General features: G+C 64.1%; 17 protein-coding genes and 1 pseudogene. 11 read left to right on the forward strand and 7 right to left on the reverse strand.

Features of this window, described 5'->3' with window-relative positions:
* Positions 1 to 19: 19 nt before the first annotated feature.
* The 7 genes and pseudogenes from hyi (at position 20) to L9B60_RS03620 (ending at position 7,359) form a co-directional block, all read left to right on the forward strand.
* Positions 20 to 802 (forward strand): hydroxypyruvate isomerase, encoded by a 783-nt coding sequence (gene hyi / locus L9B60_RS03590; RefSeq protein WP_249676325.1) that lies wholly within the window; start codon positions 20 to 22, stop codon positions 800 to 802.
* 91 nt (positions 803 to 893) lie between these two features.
* A pseudogene (locus tag L9B60_RS03595) lies at positions 894 to 1,785 on the forward strand (2-hydroxy-3-oxopropionate reductase).
* 88 nt (positions 1,786 to 1,873) lie between these two features.
* Positions 1,874 to 3,148 carry a glycerate kinase type-2 family protein gene (locus tag L9B60_RS03600; protein WP_249676328.1) on the forward strand — a complete coding sequence of 425 codons (1,275 nt, stop codon included), beginning with the start codon at positions 1,874 to 1,876 and terminating at the stop codon, positions 3,146 to 3,148.
* Complete coding sequence (gene pyk / locus L9B60_RS03605; RefSeq protein WP_249676332.1) at positions 3,145 to 4,560, forward strand: pyruvate kinase; 1,416 nt, start codon at positions 3,145 to 3,147, stop codon at positions 4,558 to 4,560. The genes L9B60_RS03600 and pyk overlap by 4 nt, the downstream gene beginning before the upstream one ends.
* A gap of 4 nt (positions 4,561 to 4,564) precedes the next feature.
* Positions 4,565 to 5,425, forward strand: coding sequence for an urea transporter (locus L9B60_RS03610; RefSeq protein ID WP_249676335.1), 861 nt, complete (start codon positions 4,565 to 4,567; stop codon positions 5,423 to 5,425).
* Positions 5,426 to 5,457: 32 nt separating this feature from the next.
* Positions 5,458 to 6,270, forward strand: coding sequence for an ion transporter (locus tag L9B60_RS03615; protein ID WP_249676337.1), 813 nt, complete (start codon positions 5,458 to 5,460; stop codon positions 6,268 to 6,270).
* A 90-nt stretch (positions 6,271 to 6,360) separates the two neighbouring features.
* A complete protein-coding gene (locus L9B60_RS03620) occupies positions 6,361 to 7,359 on the forward strand; it encodes a sulfate ABC transporter substrate-binding protein (protein ID WP_249676340.1) in 999 nt (332 codons plus the stop codon).
* A 122-nt stretch (positions 7,360 to 7,481) separates the two neighbouring features.
* Here L9B60_RS03620 and L9B60_RS03625 read toward each other — a convergent pair whose 3' ends face one another.
* The 6 genes from L9B60_RS03625 to pap all read right to left on the reverse strand — a co-directional run bounded on the left by L9B60_RS03625 (position 7,482) and on the right by pap (position 13,260).
* Positions 7,482 to 8,114 carry a DUF5666 domain-containing protein gene (locus L9B60_RS03625; RefSeq protein ID WP_438866060.1) on the reverse strand — a complete coding sequence of 211 codons (633 nt, stop codon included), beginning with the start codon at positions 8,112 to 8,114 and terminating at the stop codon, positions 7,482 to 7,484.
* A gap of 24 nt (positions 8,115 to 8,138) precedes the next feature.
* Complete coding sequence (locus L9B60_RS03630) at positions 8,139 to 8,897, reverse strand: molybdopterin-dependent oxidoreductase (RefSeq protein WP_249676345.1); 759 nt, start codon at positions 8,895 to 8,897, stop codon at positions 8,139 to 8,141.
* Positions 8,894 to 9,478 (reverse strand): cytochrome b/b6 domain-containing protein, encoded by a 585-nt coding sequence (locus L9B60_RS03635; RefSeq protein ID WP_438866061.1) that lies wholly within the window; start codon positions 9,476 to 9,478, stop codon positions 8,894 to 8,896. The genes L9B60_RS03630 and L9B60_RS03635 overlap by 4 nt, the downstream gene beginning before the upstream one ends.
* Positions 9,479 to 9,539: 61 nt before the next feature.
* The gene (locus tag L9B60_RS03640) at positions 9,540 to 10,343 is read right to left on the reverse strand and encodes a hypothetical protein (RefSeq protein WP_249676349.1); all 804 of its coding nucleotides are present in this window, start codon (positions 10,341 to 10,343) and stop codon (positions 9,540 to 9,542) included.
* Between the two features lie 136 nt (positions 10,344 to 10,479).
* Positions 10,480 to 11,664, reverse strand: coding sequence for a thiolase family protein (locus L9B60_RS03645; protein WP_249676351.1), 1,185 nt, complete (start codon positions 11,662 to 11,664; stop codon positions 10,480 to 10,482).
* A 99-nt stretch (positions 11,665 to 11,763) separates the two neighbouring features.
* The gene (pap, locus tag L9B60_RS03650; protein WP_249676355.1) at positions 11,764 to 13,260 is read right to left on the reverse strand and encodes a polyphosphate:AMP phosphotransferase; all 1,497 of its coding nucleotides are present in this window, start codon (positions 13,258 to 13,260) and stop codon (positions 11,764 to 11,766) included.
* Between the two features lie 98 nt (positions 13,261 to 13,358).
* Here pap and mnmC point away from each other — a divergent pair, with 98 nt between their 5' ends.
* Genes mnmC through L9B60_RS03670 form a run of 4 tightly spaced genes read left to right on the forward strand, consistent with a single transcriptional unit; the run spans position 13,359 to position 19,545 of the window.
* Positions 13,359 to 15,335, forward strand: coding sequence for a bifunctional tRNA (5-methylaminomethyl-2-thiouridine)(34)-methyltransferase MnmC2/FAD-dependent 5-carboxymethylaminomethyl-2-thiouridine(34) oxidoreductase MnmC1 (mnmC, locus tag L9B60_RS03655; RefSeq protein WP_249676356.1), 1,977 nt, complete (start codon positions 13,359 to 13,361; stop codon positions 15,333 to 15,335).
* Between the two features lie 31 nt (positions 15,336 to 15,366).
* A complete protein-coding gene (locus tag L9B60_RS03660) occupies positions 15,367 to 16,020 on the forward strand; it encodes an ABC transporter ATP-binding protein (protein WP_249676358.1) in 654 nt (217 codons plus the stop codon).
* On the forward strand, positions 16,017 to 18,479 hold the full coding sequence (locus L9B60_RS03665; RefSeq protein ID WP_249676360.1) for an ABC transporter permease: 2,463 nt from the start codon (positions 16,017 to 16,019) through the stop codon (positions 18,477 to 18,479). The genes L9B60_RS03660 and L9B60_RS03665 overlap by 4 nt, the downstream gene beginning before the upstream one ends.
* Entirely contained in the window at positions 18,469 to 19,545 is a 1,077-nt protein-coding gene (locus L9B60_RS03670; protein WP_249676362.1) for a lipocalin-like domain-containing protein, read from the forward strand. Before L9B60_RS03665 ends, L9B60_RS03670 begins: the two co-directional genes overlap by 11 nt.
* Here L9B60_RS03670 and L9B60_RS03675 read toward each other — a convergent pair.
* Positions 19,539 to 20,375, reverse strand: coding sequence for a helix-turn-helix transcriptional regulator (locus tag L9B60_RS03675; RefSeq protein WP_249676364.1), 837 nt, complete (start codon positions 20,373 to 20,375; stop codon positions 19,539 to 19,541). The genes L9B60_RS03670 and L9B60_RS03675 overlap by 7 nt on opposite strands.
* Positions 20,376 to 20,402 lie beyond the last annotated feature (27 nt).

Genomic DNA, 20,402 nt, shown 5'->3' on the forward strand with positions numbered 1-20,402 from the left:
ACTAGATGCAGGAGTTTTTATGCCACGTTTTGCCGCCAACCTGTCCATGCTGTTCACCGAACAGGACTTCCTGGCCCGCTTCAAGGCTGCTGCCGACGCGGGTTTCAGTGGGGTCGAGTACCTGTTCCCCTACGACTTCAGCTCGGCCGAGATCAAATCGCACCTGGAGGCCAACGGCCTGACCCAGGTGCTGTTCAACCTGCCGGCCGGTGACTGGGCCCAGGGTGAGCGCGGGATCGCCTGCCACCCCGACCGCGTCGAGGAGTTCCGTGCCGGCGTGGACCTGGCCATCGCCTACGCCCAAGTGCTGGGCAATACCCAGATCAACTGCCTGGCCGGCATCCGCCCCCAGGGGCTGGACTGCGCCACCGTGGAAAACACCTTCGTCGGCAACCTCAAGTACGCCGCCGAAAAGCTTGAGGCCGCTGGCATCAAGCTGGTCATGGAAATGATCAACACCCGTGACATCCCGGGCTTTTACCTGAACACCACGCGCCAGGCGCTGGCCATTCAGGAAAAGGTCGGCAGCGCCAACCTGTACCTGCAATACGACATCTACCACATGCAAATCATGGAAGGCGACCTGGCCCGCAGCCTGTCCGCGCACCTGCCGCTGATCAACCATGTGCAACTGGCCGACAACCCTGGCCGCAACGAGCCGGGAACGGGCGAGATCAACTACCGCTTTTTGTTCGAGCACCTGGACAAGATCGGCTATCAGGGCTGGGTCGGTTGCGAGTACAAGCCGCTGACCACCACCGAAGCCGGCCTCGGCTGGTTGAAATCGCACAACGCCATTTGACCGAGCCGGAATGAATCCGCCCCCACCCACTGTGTAGGAGCGGATTTATCCGCGAACCGGCCCCCACAACAAAAATTGGAGTAACCCCATCATGGCTAAAATCGGATTTATCGGCACCGGCATCATGGGCCACCCCATGGCTCAGAACCTGCAGAAAGCCGGCCACAGCCTGTTCCTGTCGGCCCACCACGACGCTGCCCCCGTCGGACCTGATCGCCGCCGGCGCGGTGGCCCTGGCCAACCCGAAGGAAGTGGCCCAGGAAGCCGAATTCATCATCATCATGGTGCCCGATACCCCGCAGGTGGACGACGTGCTGTTTCGCGCCGACGGCATCGCCGACGGCCTGAGCCCGAACAAGATCGTGATCGACATGAGCTCGATCTCGCCTACCGCCACCAAGGCGTTTGCCGCCAAGGTCAATGCCAAGGGCGCGCAGTACCTGGACGCACCCGTGTCGGGCGGCGAAGTCGGCGCCAAGGCCGCGACCCTGAGCATCATGATCGGCGGCGACGCCGACGCGTTCGAACGCGCCTTGCCGTTGTTCCAGAGCATGGGCAAGAACATCACCTTGGTGGGCGGCAATGGCGACGGCCAGACGGCCAAGGTGGCCAACCAGATCATCGTCGCGCTGAACATCCAGGCCGTGGCCGAAGCGTTGCTGTTCGCCGCCAAGAACGGCGCAGACCCCGCCAAGGTGCGTGAAGCGCTGATGGGCGGCTTTGCCTCCTCCAAAATCCTGGAAGTGCACGGCGATCGCATGATCAAGGGCACCTTCGAGCCGGGCTTCCGCATCAGCCTGCACCAGAAGGACCTGAACCTGGCCCTGCAAGGCGCCAAGGAGCTGTCGATCAACCTGCCCAACACCGCCAACGCACAACAGGTGTTCAGCACCTGCGCGGCCATCGGTGGCAGCAATTGGGACCACTCGGCACTGATCAAGGGCCTGGAACACATGGCCAACTTCTCGATCCGCGACAAGTAACCCTCAGTCCCCTGTAGGCGCGGCGGTCCGGCGCTCCTACAGGGGGGAGGTGCGTGATTTAACAATAATAATTAGACGGGAGCCTGCCATGTCGGTCGATCCGCAACTCTTCCTGCGCGAGCTGTTCGCCACGGCCATCGCCGCCGCCCATCCGCATCAAGTCCTGGAAAACCACCTGCCTGCCGACCGCACCGGCCGGGTCATCGTGATAGGTGCCGGTAAAGCCGCAGCCGCCATGGCCGAAGTGGTCGAGCGCTGCTGGCAAGGTGACGTGTCGGGCCTGGTCGTGACCCGTTATGGCCACGGCGCCCGCTGCGAAAAAATCGAGGTGGTCGAGGCCGCTCACCCGGTGCCCGATGCCGCCGGCCTGGCCGTGGCCAAACGGGTGCTGGCGATGGTCAGCAACCTGAGCGAAAGCGACCGGGTGATCTTTTTGCTGTCTGGCGGTGGCTCGGCGCTGCTGGCGCTGCCGGCCGCGGGCATTACCCTGGCCGACAAACAAGCCATCAACAAAGCCCTGCTCAAATCCGGCGCCACCATTGGCGAGATGAACTGCGTGCGCAAGCACCTCTCGGCGATCAAGGGCGGCCGCCTGGCCAAGGCCTGCTGGCCGGCCACCGTGAACACCTATGCGATTTCCGATGTGCCGGGGGACCTGGCCACGGTCATCGCCTCCGGCCCCACCGTGGCCGACCCGAGCACCTCGGCGCAGGCCTTGCAGATCTTGCAGCGCTACAGCATCGAAGTGCCGCAAGCGGTGCGCGACTGGCTGCACAACCCCGCGTCCGAAACCGTCAAGGAAGGCGACGCTTGCCTTGCCCGCAGCCACTTCCAGCTGATCGCCAAACCTCAACAATCGTTGGAAGCGGCTGCGGTGAAAGCTCGCCAGGCCGGGTTCAGCCCGTTGATCCTGGGCGACCTGGAGGGCGAGTCTCGCGAGGTGGCCAAGGTGCATGCCGGCATCGCCCGCCAAGTGCTGCTGCACGGCCAACCACTGGCCGCGCCCTGCGTGATTCTTTCGGGCGGTGAAACCACGGTCACCGTGCGCGGCAACGGCCGTGGCGGGCGCAACGCCGAGTTCTTGCTCAGCCTGACCGAGAGCCTCAAAGGCCTGCCGGGGGTGTATGCGCTGGCCGGTGACACCGACGGCATCGACGGCTCGGAAGACAACGCCGGCGCCCTCATGACCCCCGACAGTTATGCCCGCGCCGCCCAACTGGGCTTGAGCGCCAGCGACGAGTTGGACAACAACAACGGCTACGGCTACTTCGCCGCCCTCGATGCGCTGATCGTCACCGAACCCACCCGCACCAACGTCAACGACTTTCGCGCCATTTTGATCCTTGAGAAACCTGCCCAATGACCCCGGATAAAAAAGTCAAAATCCTCGCCACCCTCGGCCCGGCCATCAAGGGCATCGACGACATTCGCCAACTGGTGGAAGCCGGCGTGAACATTTTCCGGCTGAACTTCAGCCACGGCGAGCACAGCGACCACGCCCTGCGCCTGCAATGGATTCGCGACGTCGAAGCGCAACTCAACACGCCCCTGGGCGTGCTCATGGACCTGCAAGGGCCCAAGCTGCGGGTAGGCCGTTTTGCCGCTGGCAAGGTGCAGCTGCACCGCGGCCAGGTCCTGCGCCTGGACCTGGACGACACCCCGGGCGACACGCGCCGGGTGAACCTGCCGCACCCGGAAATCATCGCCGCGCTAGAGCCGGGCATGGACCTGTTGCTGGACGACGGCAAGCTGCGCCTGCGGGTGACCGGCAAGCATGCCGACGCCATCGACACCGAAGTGCTCAACGGCGGCGAGTTGTCTGACCGCAAGGGTGTGAACGTGCCCCAGGCGGTGCTGGAACTGAGCCCACTGACCGCCAAGGACCGCCGCGACCTGAGCTTCGGCCTGGAGTTGGGCGTGGACTGGGTGGCGCTGTCGTTCGTGCAGCGCCCGCAAGACATCCGCGAAGCCCGCGAGCTGATCGGTGACCGTGCCTTCTTGATGGCCAAGATCGAGAAACCCTCGGCCGTGACCCAATTGCGCGAAATCGCCGAGCTGAGCGACGCGATCATGGTCGCCCGTGGTGACCTGGGCGTAGAGGTGCCTGCCGAGAGCGTGCCGCAAATCCAGAAGAACATCATCAACGTGTGCCGCCAACTGGGCAAACCGGTGGTAGTGGCCACGCAGATGCTCGAATCGATGCGCTTCTCGCCTGCACCGACCCGCGCTGAAGTCACCGACGTGGCCAACGCCGTGGCCGAGGGCGCCGACGCGGTGATGCTGTCGGCCGAAACCGCTTCCGGCGACTACCCGCTGGAAGCCGTGCAGATGATGAGCAAGATCATCCGCCAGGTCGAAAGCGGCCCGGACTACCAGGCCCAATTGGACGTCGGCCGGCCCCAGGCCGAAGCCACGGTGTCGGACGCCATCAGCTGCGCGATCCGTCGCATCAGCGGCATTTTGCCGGTGGCGGTGCTGGTCAACTACAGCGAGTCGGGGGCCTCGACCTTGCGCGCCGCGCGCGAGCGGCCACGGGTGCCAATCCTCAACCTGACCCCCAACCTGCAAACCGCCCGCCGGCTGTCGGTGGCCTGGGGCGTGCATTCGGTGGTCAATGATCGCCTGCGCCAGGTCGACGAAGTGTGCTCCACGGCCCTGGAGATCGCCCAGGCCCAAGGCATGGCCAGCCGGGGCGACACCTTGGTGATTACCGCAGGCGTGCCGTTCGGGCAGCCGGGGTCGACCAATTCGTTGCGCATCGAAACCTTGATCTGAGCTCATGAAACCGGCACAACCTTATTGCCCGGACTGGGCCACCGCGCTGCTCAATGGCTTCAGCCAGGTGCTGTTGCAGCGCAACCCGCTGTGCGGGGTGCTCTGCCTGCTGGCAATTCTGTACGCCGCCCCCGACCTGCTCGGTGGTGCCCTGCTGGGCGCCGTGGGCGGGTTGTTGACGGCGCAGCGGCGTGGCTATTTGCGCGCCCATCGCCAAGCTGGCCTGTACAGCTACAACGGGGTACTGATCGGCTTGTTGCTGAGCGCGCAACTGCCCTGGTCGGCGCTGCTGCCATTGCTCATTTTGAGCGCCAGTGGCCTGAGCGCCATGCTGGTCGAGCAATGGTTGCTGCGCAGGCCCCTGCTGCCCGCCTACACCAGCCCCTTCGTGCTGCTCGGCTGGCTGGTATTGAGCCTGGGCCAGCCAGCCCCGCCGCCGCCTGTGGCCGCCCATTTCAGCCCCAGTGATGTGTTTAACGCATTGGGGCAAATCTTCGTGTTGAACAGCCCCATCGCCGGCGCGCTGATCGCCCTGGGCGTGTTGATTGCCGATCGCCGCGCCGCGTGCTGGGCGCTGGCGGGCTCGGCCTTGGGGCTGGGCGTTGCCTGGTTGCTGGGCCAACCTGCAATCAGCGGACTGTACGGCTTCAACCCGGCGTTGGCGGCACTGGCGTTCAGCAGCGGGCGCTGGCAACCCTTGCTGGCCATCAGCCTGGCCGTTGCCGTGCAGCAAGGCTTCGAGCATTTCCAACTGCCCATGCTGACCGCCCCCTTCATTTTCGCCTGTTGGTTGGTCAAGGCCGGCACCCACCTGTACAAACCCGCCACCAGCCAAACCTTGCGCAGTGACAGCCCAACCCCCTAGGCTCAGAGGTTCAAAACCTCAGAAGACCTTCCATGCCTTTGCGCCAACGGCTCTACACCATCATCTTTGAAAGCGACACGCCGGCCGGCCGGCGTTTCGACACCACGTTGCTGTGGATCATCCTGGCAAGCCTGGTCATCGTGGTGATCGACAGCATCGAAGGCGTGCACCAACAGTACGCCGACCTGTTTGCCAACATCGAATGGGGGCTGACCGGGATCTTCACGGTGGAATACTTGCTGCGCCTGTACTGCTCGCCACGCCCCCTGCGCTATGCGTTCAGCTTCTACGGGTTGGTGGACCTGCTGGCCATCGTGCCGGGCATCCTGGCGATCTACTACAGCGACGCCCAGTACCTGATGATCGTGCGGGTAATCCGCATGCTGCGCATCTTCCGCGTACTCAAGCTTGGGCCTTACCTCAAACAGGCCAACTACCTGATGGCCGCGTTGCGCGGCAGCAAGCAGAAAATCATCGTGTTCCTGATGAGCGTCTCTACCCTGGTCACGGTGTTCGGCACCCTGATGTACGTGGTCGAGGGCCCGGAGCACGGCTTTACCAGCATCCCCATGGGCATCTACTGGGCCATCGTCACCCTGACCACCGTGGGCTTTGGCGACATCGTGCCCAAGACCCCGCTGGGCCAGGTCATTTCGTCGCTGGTGATGATCACCGGCTATTCGATCATCGCCGTGCCCACCGGTATTTTCACCGCCGAGTTGGCCAATGCCATGCGCGGCGAGCAGTTGGATCACGACTGCCCGGTGTGCCGCAAGAACAGCCACGAACACGGCGCCGCGTTCTGCTCGCGCTGCGGCAACGCGCTGTTTCGCAAAATTGAATAAGCCCCAAGCATTTCGATCTTTCAGCCTGGCAGGCTGGCCCGCTATAGTCGCGGGCAAAATGCCGCTATCACAATCAACAAGGAATGCCACGTGAAGAAAATCCTCAGTGCCTCGCTGCTGGCAGCGGGCCTGGCCATGGCCAGTTTCGCCCAGGCCGCGCCCGTTACCCTGCTCAACGTTTCCTACGACGTGATGCGCGACTTCTACAAGGACTACAACGCGGCGTTCCAAAAGCACTGGCAGGCCGAGCACAATGAGCCGATCAACCTGCAAATGTCCTTCGGCGGTTCCAGCAAACAGGCACGCTCGGTGATCGATGGCCTGCCGGCCGACGTGATCACCATGAACATGGCCACCGACATCAACGCCCTGGCCGACAACGGCAAGCTGGTGCCGGACGATTGGGTGACCCGCCTGCCCAACCACAGTGCGCCCTTTACCTCGGCCACCGTGTTCATCGTGCGCAAGGGCAACCCCAAGCAACTCAAGGACTGGCCCGACCTGCTCAAGGACGGCGTGCAAGTGATCGTGCCCAACCCAAAAACCTCGGGCAACGGCCGCTACACCTACCTCTCGGCCTGGGGCTATGTACTGAAAAATGGCGGTGACGACGCCAAGGCCAAGGCCTTCGTCGGCAAGCTGTTCAAACAGGCGCCGGTGCTCGATACCGGTGGCCGTGGCGCCACCACCACCTTCATGACCAACCAGATCGGCGACGTGCTGATCACCTTCGAGAACGAAGCGGAAATGATCGCCCGCGAGTTCGGCCGCGATCAGTTCGAAGTGGTTTACCCAAGCGTCAGCGCCGAAGCCGAACCGCCGGTAAGCGTGGTGGACAAAGTGGTCGACAAGAAAGGCACCCGCGCCGCTGCCGAAGAATACCTGAAGTACCTGTGGTCACCCGAAGGCCAGGAAATTGCCGCTGCCAACTACCTGCGCCCACGCGACCCCGCCGTGCTGGCCAAGTACACCGACCGCTTCCCGAAAGTGGACTTCCTGTCGGTGGAAAAAACCTTTGGTGACTGGAAGACCGTGCAGAAGACCCACTTTGGCGACGGCGGGATTTTCGACCAGATTTACACCCAATAAACCGGTAGGAGCGGCGGACCGGCGCCCCCGGTTCATCCGCGAAAGCCACACCACAGAGCATCAGACACACCGCGCCGCTTTCTTCGCGGATAAATCCGCTCCTACAGTCCAGTGGTGTTACCTCACATCGGCGGCTTGACTCCGTTCTCCCCCGCCGAAATGAACTTCGCCGTGTAGGTACCATCGCTTTCCTTGGGTGCGAACAGCACCACCTTCACCCCAGGCTTGAGCAAGCTGCGGTCGCCCGGTACCAGGTTGACGATGGGCACGTCGTCCGGCACCAGGATCTTCTTCTCGCCGCCCTTGTACTTCACGGTAATGGTACGGCCGTTACTCTCCACCAGGTCGCCGACGCTGCCATTGGTCATGGTGCTGTCCTTGGTCAGGTCGAAGGCACGGTGACCGTCGCCGGTGCCAGCCATGGCCGGCGGGAACACGTGCACCTCCAGGGCCTTGAGCGTGCCATCGGGCTGCGGCACGGCGGCCGAGCCGATGTAGCTACCAGGCTTGATGTCCGAGACCTGGGCCAGGGTCACGCCACGCACCTGGGTGTCGGCATTGAGGTGCACGGTCACGTCCTCGCCCTTGCTGGTGTGCACTTGCAGGGTGTCGCCGGCAATGGCCGTAATCGCGCCACGCACCCCTACCGGCTTGGCGTCGTCGGCTTGGGCGCTGGTGAAGGTCATCAACGCGCTCACGGCAATCGCCGAAGCCAGCACGGTGCTTTTGAATAGCTTGCCTGTCATACGGTTCATCCTTTGCAGTTCATGAGGGTCGGTTCAAATACCGCTGAACCAGTTGTAGCCTTGATCTTCCCAATAGCCGCCAGGGTAGTCGTTGGTCACGATGATCGCGGCGATGTGCTTGGGGTTCTTGAAACCCAGCTTGGTGGGCACCCGCACCCGCAGCGGGTAGCCGTAGTCGGGGGGCAGCGCGACCTTGCCGAAATCCAGCGCCAGCAGGGTTTGCGGGTGCAGGGCGGTGGGCATGTCCAGGCTTGAGTAGTAACGGTCAGCGCATTTGAAGGCGACGTATTTAGCCGTGAGATCGGCGCCGATGTGTTCCAGGAACGTGCGCAGCGGCACCCCGCCCCACTGGCCGATGGCGCTCCAGCCCTCGATGCAGATCAACCGGGTAATGTCGTTGCGCTGGGGCAATTGGCGCAGCTTGTCCAGGGTCCAGGGTTGCTTGTCACGCACCAGGCCCGAGACCTCGAAGCGGTAATCGTCCAGGTCGATGTCGGGCACGTTGTATTCGGGGTAGAAGGCGTTGAAGGGGAACGGCTGGGTCACCTGCGCTTCGCTGTAGGTCGGCGCCAGGCGCTGGCCGCTGAACAGCCAGGCCTGGACCTTGTCGTTCCAACGCGACATGGCCCACAGCACTTTGTCGACTTGGTCGCCGTCCTGCAGGTTACAGCCGCTGAGCATCGACAGCGCGCCCAAAGTCAGCCCCGAGCGCAGCACCAGGCGGCGTTGCAGGTTGACCAGTTCGGTCTGCTGGGCCGGCTCCAACTTCAGGCGCGGTTTGCGCGAAGTCATGGCTTGCCTCCGGCGATCATCGGCCACAAGGTGCGCGGTACCAGCAGCACCAACGCCAGGTGGATCACCACGAACAGGCCGATGCCGGCCATGGCGGCGAAGTGCACGTAGCGGGCGACGTCAAAGCCGCCCAGCAGGTCGGCCAGCCAGTACAGCTGAATGGGTTTCCAGATGGCCAGGCCCGAGAGCACCACGGCCACGCCCAACAGCAGCACCAGCCAATACAACAGGCGCTGCACCGCGTTATAGCGGCCCGCCTGATGGGGCAATTTAAAGTGCAACGCCTGGGCCAGGTCGGTCCTGACCGCCTTTGCCGATACACGCCCAAAGGCCTTGGCGAAGTGCCCGCTGCACAGCCCATACACCCCATAGGCCAGGCCGTTGACCACCAGCAGCCACATCACTGCCAAATGCCAGGCGATCGAGCCACCGAGCCAACCACCCAAGGTGGCCCACAGGGGGAACTTGAAGGCCAACAGCGGCGAGGCGTTGTAGATACCCCAGCCGCTGAGGAACATGCAGGGCATGCCGCAGGCGTTGATCCAGTGGGTGACGCGTACCGGCAAGGGGTGAACGCTCATGGCGCGAATCTTTGCATGGGTAGTGAGCTATCAACTCTACCACCGCTTGCCCGCAAGCGCCTCAGGCGATCGCCGCTTCCTCGGTCATCAGCGTGACCCCGCCGTCCACGATCACTTCCAGTTGGTGAGCCTTGCCCCAGCGGAACAATTGCGCCAGCAAGGTCGCGTTGATCTCGCCGAACAGGTAGATCGAATCCACCGGCTGCTCAAGGATCCACTGGCCCAGCGCCGTGGTTTCCAGCGACTGCTGGAAATCGTAGCTGAACTCCGGCTCCTGGAACCTGGGCTTGACCGCGATCACCGCACTGGCCAAAGGCGCCGGGCCCTTGCTCGGCAAACCCACCTCGACGTGGGCCAGGGGCAACTGGCCGATGCGCCAGTCCTTGAGCAACTGCACCAGGCGCACCTTGGCCCGTTGCAGGCGCATGTCCAAACGCTCCTCCACGGGGATTTCCAGGCGTTGGTTGAGCACCAGCCAGACCGTCTTGCGCCGCGGGGTCTTGAACAAGACCTCAGCCTTGACCTTGGCTGCGCGCACTGCCAGGGCAACCACCAGCAACAGCGGCGTGGCCAGCGCCTGGATCGAATCGCCCAGGCTGGTTTGCACCATCAGCGCCAAGGCCGCCAAGCCTAGCCACAGGTAGTCCACGCGCTTCCAGGCCACTTCGCCCCAACGCGCCAGGCCGATGCAGGCCCAGCAGAACAAGCAGTAGAGGAACACCGCCAGCAGCACCAGCCAGCGCACGTCCTGGGCCAGCGTGGCAAGGCTCAGGGTGGCTGGGGTCAGGGCGAGGGTAAGTGCCACCAGCAAGGCCAGCGAGACCAGGGTGGGTAACAGATAGGGTTTGTTGAAAAACTGCTTCATGAACATTCAGCCAAATAAACCGGGGGCGTTTGGCTTATCGGCTGAAGGTGTTGATTCTTGATGGAAGACTGCTACCCCCTCACCCCTGCCCTCTCCCTTAAGGAGAGGGTTGGGGTGAGGGGGCTGTCAATGAGCCCTAGCCAATTGCCTCAAACAACCCCGCCGCGCCCATCCCGCCGCCCACGCACATGCTCACCACGCCATAGCGCAGTTGACGCCGCTGCAGCTCGCGCACCAGGTGCCCGACTTGCCGGGAACCGGTCATGCCGAAGGGGTGGCCGATGGAAATCGAGCCGCCGTTGACGTTGTACTTGGCGTTGTCGATTTCCAGGCGGTCGCGGCAGTACAGGCACTGCGAGGCGAAGGCTTCGTTAAGCTCCCACAGGTCGACATCGGCCTGCTTCACCGAGGCCAGCTTGAGCAGCTTGGGCACCGCGAACACCGGGCCGATGCCCATCTCGTCGGGCTCGCAGCCGGCCACGGTAAAGCCGCGGAAAAACGCCTTGGGCTTGAGCCCCAGGGCCAGGGCTTTTTCCAGGCTCATCACCAGGGTCATCGATGCCCCGTCGGACAGTTGCGAAGCGTTGCCAGCCGTCACCGAGCCGTCTTCGCTAAAGGCAGGCTTGAGGCTCGCCAGGCTTTCCAACGTGGTGTCGGGGCGGTTGCAATCGTCACGATCCACCACCCCGTCCTTCCAGGACTGCTCGCCAGTGGCTTTGTCCTCGACCAGGTAGCGGGTGGCCAGCGGGGCGATTTCGTCGTCGAACAAACCGTCGGCCTGTGCCTGGGCGGTGCGCTGCTGGCTTTGCAGGGCATAGCTGTCCTGCGCTTGGCGGCTGATGTTATAGCGCCGGGCGACCACTTCGGCGGTCTGGCCCATGGGCATGTAGATGCCGGGCGAGATGTCCATCAGCGCCGGGTTCACCAGGTTTTCCTGGTTGCGGCTCTTGGCCGTGAGGCTGACCGACTCCACGCCCCCGGCGACGATGATGTCACTGAAGCCCGAAGCGATCTGGTTGGCGGCGATGGCGATGGCCTGCAGGCCCGAGGAGCAGAAGCGGTTGAGGGTCATGCCGGCGGTGCCGGTGCCCAGCTTGGACAACACCGCGACATTGCGGCCGATATTGAAGCCCTGAGCGCCTTCGTTGGAGGCCGCGCCCACGATGCAGTCCTCGACGCTGGCCGGGTCGATGCCATTGCGCGTGAGCAACGCATTCACGCAATGGGCCGCCATGTCATCGGGCCGGGTCTGGTTGAACTTGCCGCGAAAGGATTTGGCCAGGCCAGTCCGCATGCTGTCGACGATCACCACTTCACGCATGGCACACCTCATTGTTCGTTGTTGTAGGAGTCAAGGTTGCGCCCAGCATAGGCCCGCACCTCGCCCCTCGCGACGATCATCGAAACGCTGTATGGAGGCCTATTTGGATTTCTTGTCCTTCTTGAACGCTGCTTCCAGGGCATCGCACAAAGTGCGCAGCACCTTGACCCGCGCAAAGCGCTTGTCATTGGCCTCGATCAGGGTCCAGGGCGCGATCTCGGTGCTGGTACGGTCGACCATGTCGCCCACGGCATCGCGGTACAAGCCCCACTTCTCGCGGTTGCGCCAGTCGTCCTCGGTGATCTTGAAGCGCTTGAAGGGGATTTTCTCGCGGGCCTCGAAGCGCTCCAACTGGGTTTTCTTGTCTATCGACAACCAGAACTTGACCACCACCACGCCGGCATCGTGCAGTTGCTCCTCGTAGTCGTTGATCTCGCCATAGGCACGCATCCAGTCGGCCTGGCTGCAAAAGCCTTCGACCCGCTCCACCAAGACCCGGCCGTACCAGGAACGGTCGAATATGGTGAACTTGCCGCGTGCCGGGATCTGCCGCCAGAAGCGCCACAGGTAGGGCTGCGCCAACTCGTCCTGTGTGGGCGCGGCAATCGGCACGATGTTGTATTGGCGCGGGTCCAGCGCTGCCGCCACCCGGCGAATGGCGCCGCCCTTGCCTGCCGCATCGTTGCCTTCGAACACCGCCACCAGGGCATGGCCGCGCATGCGTTTGTCGCGAAACAACATGGCCAGGCGGGCCTGCTCGGCAATCAGCTGTTCATTGTATTCGTCCTTACTCAGGTGCTGGCTCAAGTCCAGGCTGTCGAGCAGGCTACGCTGGTCCAGCGACTCACCCAACGGCGCGATGCTTTGGTGCAGCGGTTCGATCGGCGTCTTCAGCGCGGCCTGCAAGCCTTCCAGCAGGATCTTGCCCACGGCCAGGCTGCGGTAGTGCGGGTCGACGCCTTCGATCACATGCCAAGGGGCGTATTCGCGGCTGGTACGGCGCAGCACGCGCTCGCCAAAACGCACGAAGCGGTCGTAGGTTCGCGACTGCTGCCAGTCCAGCGGGCTGATGCGCCAGCTGTGCAGCGGGTCGTCCTTGAGCGCCTTGAGCCGTGCCTTCATCTGCTGCTTGGACAGGTGAAACCAGAACTTGAAGATCAGCGCACCTTCATCGCAGAGCATCTGCTCCAGGCGCTCGGCGCCGTTGATGGCCTGGTCGAGCACCGCATCCTTGAACCGACCGCTCACCCGGCCCTGGATCATCTGGCTGTACCAATTGCCGAAGAACACACCCATCTTGCCCTTGGCCGGCAACTGTCGCCAGTAACGCCAGGCCGGCGGGTGGGCCAGTTCTTCATCGGTTTGCTGGTCGAACGTGCGCACCTCGATCAGGCGCGGGTCCATCCATTCGTTGAGCAGCTTGACGGTCTCGCCCTTGCCGGCGCCTTCGATGCCATTGATCAGCACGATCACCGGAAAGCGCGCCTGCTGCTTGAGTTCGTACTGAGCCTCCAGCAATGCCTCGCGCAGCGCCGGGACTTCGGCGTCATAGGTGTCCTTGTCGATGGCGTGACCAATTTCGGCAGACTCAAACATGCGCGGCTCCTGTTCCGTGAAGTACAACTCTAGCGGAACATCGGACTGGCAATCTGGCAAAATGTGCCGCTCGATACCCGCCGCCACCTGAGTTGAGCATGACCACCGCCGCTACCCACGCCCAGATCGACTGGGATGAACAAGGCCGACCGCACTCGCGGGCCTACGCCGACGTGTACTTTTCCCTGGAGTCGGGGCTGGCGGAAACCCGTCACGTGTTCATGCTGCAAAATCGCCTGGAGGAACGCTTCACGGCGCTGCAGGCGGGCGAGCGGCTGGTGATCGGCGAGACCGGCTTTGGCACCGGCCTGAACTTTTTATGTGCCTGGCAGCTCTTCGAACAATGCGCCGACCCAAAAGCGCGGCTGCATTTCATCAGCGTCGAGAAATACCCGCTGACCCGCGCCGACCTGACCCGCGCCCTGCACCTGTGGCCCGAACTGCGCAGCCAAGCCGATGCCTTGCTGGCGCAGTACGTGGCAGTGCACCAGGGCTTCCAGCGCCTGGTGTTCGAAAGCGGCCGGGTGACCCTGACACTGCTGATCGGCGATGCGCTGGAGCAATTGCCCTTGCTGGACGGCACGGTGGATGCCTGGTTCCTGGACGGTTTTGCACCGGCAAAAAACCCCGAGATGTGGACCCCCGAATTGTTCGCCGAGCTGGCGCGGTTGTCCCGGCCTGGCACCAGCATTGGCACCTTCACCAGTACCGGCTGGGTACGCCGCAGCCTCAAGGCCGCCGGGTTCAAGATGAAGCGCGTGCCGGGCATCGGGCATAAATGGGAAGTGCTGCGGGGCGAGTTTCAAGGCTGGCCCCATGAGCTGCCCGCCCCTGCGCCGGCCAAGCCCTGGTTCGCCCGCCCGGCCTTGCCCGCCGGCGAGCGCCGGGCACTGGTGATCGGCGCCGGGCTTGCCGGCTGCGCAACGGCGGCCAGCCTCGCTGCCCGTGGCTGGCAAGTCAGCCTGCTGGAGCGCCATGGCGACGTGGCACAGGAGGCTTCGGGCAACCCGCAGGGCGTGCTGTACCTCAAGCTCTCGGCCCATGGCACGGCCCTCTCGCAATTGATCCTCAGCGGTTTCGGCTACACCCGCAGGCTGCTTGAACAGTTGCAGCGGGGCCGCGACTGGGACGACTGCGGCGTGCTGCAACTGGGCTTCGACGCCAAGGAAGGCGAGCGCCAGGCGCAACTGGCCGCCGCCTTCGACCCGCAATTGTTGCACCTGCTGGACCGCCCGGGCGCCGAAGCGTTGGCGGGTATCAGCTTGCCCAGCGGCGGGCTGTTCTACCCCGAAGGGGGCTGGGTGCACCCACCCGCGCTCTGCCAGAAACAGGCAGGTGGCACGGGGATTTCGCTGCAGCCCCACCACAATGTCCTCGACCTGCGTCGGGCCAATGGCCAATGGCAGGCCTGGGACGGTGATCGGCTATTGGCCCAAGCCCCGGTCGCCGTGCTGTGCGGGGCGGCCGAGGTCAAGGCCTTCGCTGCCAGCGCCGACTTGCCGCTCAAGCGTATCCGCGGGCAGATCACCCGGCTGGCGCAAACTGCCGCCAGCGCGCAGCTGGCGACCGTGGTGTGCGCCGAAGGCTACGTGGCCCCGGCGCGGCTGGGCGAACACACCCTGGGCGCCAGCTTCGACTTCAACAACGATGACCTGACCCCCACCGTGGCCGAACACCAGGGCAACCTGCAAATGCTCGACGAGATCTCCCGGGATTTGGCCGAACGCCTGGGGCCGCTGTCGGCCGAACAGGCGCAGGGCCGCGCGGCGTTTCGCTGCACCAGCCCGGATTACTTGCCCATCGTCGGCCCCCTGGCCGATCGCGAGGCGTTCAACGCCACCTATGCGGTACTGGGCAAAGACGCCCGCCAGGTGCCCGACCTGCCCTGCCCCTGGCTGGATGGTTTGTACGTCAACAGCGGCCATGGCTCGCGGGGGCTGATTACCGCGCCGCTGTCGGGGGAACTGATCGCCGCCTGGCTGGATGACGAGCCCTTGCCCTTGCCCCGCGACGTGGCCCAGGCTTGCCACCCGAACCGGTTCGCGGTGCGGGCTTTGGTGAGGGGGAAGCTGTAGGCTGTGAGCTGCAAGCTTCAAGGAACCTGTGATGCTATCCATCGAAAACCTGTTCAAGACCTACCCCACCCCACAAGGCCCGCTGCCGGTGCTGCAAGGCATCGACCTGACCTTGGAACGCGGGGCCAGCCTGGCCTTGATGGGCGAGTCAGGCAGCGGCAAGAGCACCTTGCTGCACCTGGTGGCGGGGCTGGACCGGGTCGACAGCGGGCGCATCCAGGTCGCCGGGCACGCGCTGGAATCGATGACCGAAAGCCAGTTGGCCGAATGGCGACGCACCGGGATCGGGCTGATCTTCCAGCAGTTCAACCTGATTGGCAGCTTGTCTGTCGCCGATAACCTAGCCTTCCAGGCGCGCCTGGCCGGGCGTTTCGACCCACGTTGGCAGGCCGAATTGGTGGAGCGCCTGGGCCTGGGCGCCTTGCTCGGCCGCTACCCCGAACAACTCTCCGGCGGCCAGCAGCAGCGGGTGGCCCTGGGCCGGGCGCTGGCCTCCAGGCCCGCCCTGCTGCTGGCCGACGAGCCCACCGGCAACCTGGATGAAAACACCAGCGAAGAGGTGCTCGGCCTGATGCTCGAACTGCTTGAAGACAGCGCTGCCACCCTGCTGATGGTCACCCACAGCCAGAAGATTGCCGCCCGCTTGCAACGTCAGGTGGTGCTGCACCTGGGCCGCCTCAAGTGAAAGTGCTGTACTGGACCTTGCGCGCGCTGCTCAGCCATTGGCGCAAGCATCCAGTGCAGTTCTTCAGTGTGTTCGCCGGGCTGTGGCTGGCCACTGCCCTGTTGATCGGCGTGCAGGCGCTGAACGGCCAGGCCCGGCAAAGTTACGCCCAGGCCAGCCAACTGATCGGCGGCCAACCCCAGGCCCGGCTGGTATTACGCCAAGGCGGGCGCTTCACCCAGCAAGCCTTTGTTGACCTGCGCTTGGCCGGCGTGCCGGTGTCACCGGTGTTGCAGGGCCGCATTAGCGTCAACGGCCAATCCCTGCAGGTGTTGGGCATCGAGCCGCTGACCTTGCCCCACGACACCTCCCTGGCCGGCGAGGTACCAGACGGCGAGGGCCTGGGCCGGTTTATCGGCGACCCCGGGCAAACCTGGGCCGCGCCGCAAACCCTGCGCAGCCTGGCGGCCCACGACGGTGACCAGCCCCAGGCTGAAGGCGGCCAGCGCCTGCCACCCCTGCTGACCAAGCAGGACATGGCCCCCGGGCTGTTGCTGATGGACATCGACCGCGCACAGGCACTGCTTCTGGCCCACGGGCAAATCAGCAGCCTGTTGCTACCGGCACATTCCGATCGCCCCCTGCCCGCGCCGTGGAGCGAGCAGCTGCAACGCGAGCAGCAAGACGCCAGCGCCGATATCAATCGCCTGACCGACAGCTTTCACCTGAACCTACAGGCCCTGGGCCTGCTGGCCTTTGCCGTGGGCCTGGTGATTGCCCACGCAGCCATCGGCCTGGCCCTGGAACAACGCCGGCCGCTGTTGCGCACTTTGCGCGCCTGCGGCGTCAGTGCACGGGTGTTGGTGACGGTGCTGGGCCTGGAGCTGCTGGCGCTGGCCCTGCTGGGCGGGGTCGTGGGCGTGGTCAGCGGTTATGGCCTGGCCGCGGCCCTGCTGCCTGACGTCGCCGCCAGCCTGCGCGGGCTGTACGGCGCCGAGGTGGCCACGCAGCTCACCCTGAGCCCGGCGTGGTGGTTGCAAGCCCTGGGGCTGAGCCTGGGCGGTGCACTGCTCGCCGGGGGCAACAGCCTGTGGCGCGCCGCCCGACTGCCGCTGCTGGCGCTGGCCGACAACGAAGCCTGGCTGCGCAGCCACGGCCATTGGCTGCGCAACCAGGCCTGGATCGCCGCAGGCGCTGCCACATTGGCCCTGGCCGCCGCCCTGTGGGGCGACAGCTTGGCCACAGGCTTTGCCCTGATGGGCTGCGTGTTGCTGGCCGGTGCACTGGGGCTACCGGTGCTGCTCAATGGCCTGCTCAAACTGTTGGCCTTGCACGTGCGCTCGGTACTGGGCCAGTGGTTTGTCGCTGACTGCCGCCAGCAATTGCCGGCCCTGAGCCTGGCCCTAATGGCGCTGTTGCTGGCCATGGCCGCGAACATCGGCGCCGGCAGCATGACCGAAGGCTTCCGGCACACGTTCGCCAGTTGGCTGGAACAACGCCTGGCCGCCGAACTCTACGTGCGCCCGCAAAACCCCGAGCAAACCGCAGCCCTGCAAACCTGGCTGCAGGCCCAACCGCAGATCAGCGCGGTGCTGCCCCGGCGTGACCTGGAACTGCGCCTGCAAGGCTGGCCGAGCGAACTCAACGCGGTGGTCGATGACCCCTTGTATCGCCAGCACTGGCCATTGCTGGCCAGCGCGCCGGGCAACCCCTGGGACCAACTGTTTGCTGGCGACAGCCTGATGCTCAGCGAGCAACTGGCACGCAAGCTCAAGGTGGGCCTGGGCGACCACCTGGTGCTGCCCAGCGAAACGGGCACCTGGGCGCCGCGCATCGTCGCGTTGTATGCCGACTACGGCAACCCGAAGGGCCAAGTGCTGGTGGCAGCCACGCAATTGCTGCGACATTGGCCTAACCAGGCCCCCAGCCGGTTCGCCGTGCGCACCGATGCGGCCAACGTGGCAGCGCTCAAAGGCCAGTTGCAAGCCACCTTTGGCCTGGACGACACCCACCTGATCGATCAAGGGCAATTGAAAGGCTGGGCGCTGCAGGTGTTCGAGCGCACCTTCAGCGCCACCACGGCCCTGGACAGCCTGACCCTGGGCGTGGCGGCCGTGGCGCTGTTCATCGGCCTGCTGACCCAAAGCCAAAGCCGCCTTGGCCAACTGGCCCCGCTCTGGGCGCTGGGCGTGGGCAGGCGGCAACTGATCGCCCTGGCCTTGGCGCAAACCTGGTTGTTGAGCCTGCTGACGTTATTACTGGCCGTACCGCTGGGCATCCTCCTGGCGTGGTGCCTGGTGGCCGTGGTCAATGTGCAGGCCTTTGGTTGGCGCCTGCCCTTGCAAGTATTTCCTGCGCAATTACTGCGCCTGTTGGGCTGGGCGATGCTGGCCACCGCCCTGGCGTCGGCCTGGCCGTTGCTCAAGCTGCTCGGCAGCCGCCCGGCCGACCTCCTACGGGTATTTGCCGATGAACGCTAACACCTGGGTAATCATTGCCCTGGCCCTGCTCGCCGGCTGTGATGCCAACGATGCGCCGGCGCCTGGCTATGCCGGGCTCAATCAAAACGCCCAAGGCTTTGCCCAAGTCACCCCGGGGCGCACATTCGTGTTCCCCCAGGACCACGGCGCCCATCCGGACTACCGCATCGAATGGTGGTACGTGACCGCCAACCTCAAGGCCGATGACGGCCAGGCGTTCGGTGTGCAATGGACACTGTTTCGCAACGCCCTGGCGCCCGGCGCCGAAGCGTCAGGCTGGAGCCACCGCAGCCTGTGGCTGGGCCACGCCGCGCTGACCACTGCCAGCCAGCACTTCGTCGCCCAGGCCCTGGCCCGTGGCGGCATCGGCCAGGCCGGCGTGAACCCAAGCCCGTTCAAGGCGTGGATCGACGATTGGCAAATGCAGAGCCTGGCCAGCCCCGGGCAGGATCCTGCCGGCAACCTGCTGCTCTCGGCGCGAGGCGACGACTTCAGTTACCGCTTGCACCTGAGCACCGCCCAGGCGCCGGTGTTGCAGGGCCAGCAAGGGTACAGCCAGAAATCCGACCAAGGCCAGGCGTCTTACTACTACAGCCAACCCTTCTACCAGGCCAGTGGCGAGGTCAGCAGCGGCGGCAAGACCTGGCACGTCACTGGCCACGCCTGGCTGGATCGCGAATGGAGCAGCCAGCCGCTGGCGGCGCAGCAAACCGGGTGGGACTGGTTCTCGCTGCACCTGGCCGATGGTCAGCAAGTGATGCTATACCGCCTGCGCTACGCCAACGGCACGCAGCACTTGAGCGGTAACTGGATCAGTGCAGATGGGCGCAACCAGTCGCTGGGCAGCGAAGCCATTACCCTGACGCCCACTGCCTCACACCGTGTACAGGGGCGTTCGGTGCCGGTTCGCTGGCAGGTGCAAGTACCCAGTAAAGGCCTGGATGTGACCTTGCAGGCGCTTAACCCCAATGCCTGGATGAATGTGAGCCCGCCGTACTGGGAAGGGCCAGTCCAGCTCAATGGCAGCACCCGGGGCGAAGGCTACCTGGAAATGACCGGTTACTGACGGGGCGCAGCGTTGAAAAACCCCATCAGGGCCAACTGCACCACGGCGGCGGTCTTATTGGTGACCCCAAGTTTGGCGATGGCACTGGCAATGTGAAAATTGACAGTGCGGGGGGTCAGGTGCAACGCCAGGCCCACTTCCTCGGCCGTTTGCCCCTGGCCGCTCAAATACAGTACCTCGATTTCGCGCTCAGACAACAAGCGCACGCGCGAACTGCGGCTGCGCATCAGCGCAAACTTCTGCAAAAAACCAGGCAGTTCCCGATTGTGCAAGTAATTGGCCAGCCACATCAGGTGCCCGGCCTTGTCCAGCAACTCCCCTTCCTCCACCGCTGGGCTGTTGCGGACCATGCTGAACATGCTGGTAACGCCTGAATGTTCCTGGACCCCTTGGGATATGCCGTGGCGCATGCCCTGTTCAATGATTCGGGCCCGCACCTGCGGAGCATCGGTATACAGCTCGTCGGACCAACGCAACGGCAGAATGGACTGTCGACAGTGTTGATAAACGGCATCGACCAAATGGGACCGTTCCATTTGATAATAGTCATTCCACGTGGCGGTATAGTTATTGCGCGAAAATATCTTTACACCGTACCTTGGCGTGTCGATTATTATTCGAAAAGAATACAACTCAAAGCCTAACTCTTCGACCACCTTTAACAACGACTGATAGAAAGACTGCTCTTCAGAGTCCGATTCAAGCCTTTCCCTGACTTGACTTATCCACCTCAGCATCCGTAACTCCCTTATGAACCAACGTACTGTCTTGAAGCATCTCATGAGTATCGATTGAATATTTAAAATCATATCGCTGTCGCTGGCAAACAACTAATTAAACCCTTCTTATTTCGTGCA

Origin of the sequence: Pseudomonas abieticivorans (assembly GCF_023509015.1) — a bacterium.
Classification (GTDB): domain Bacteria; phylum Pseudomonadota; class Gammaproteobacteria; order Pseudomonadales; family Pseudomonadaceae; genus Aquipseudomonas; species Aquipseudomonas abieticivorans.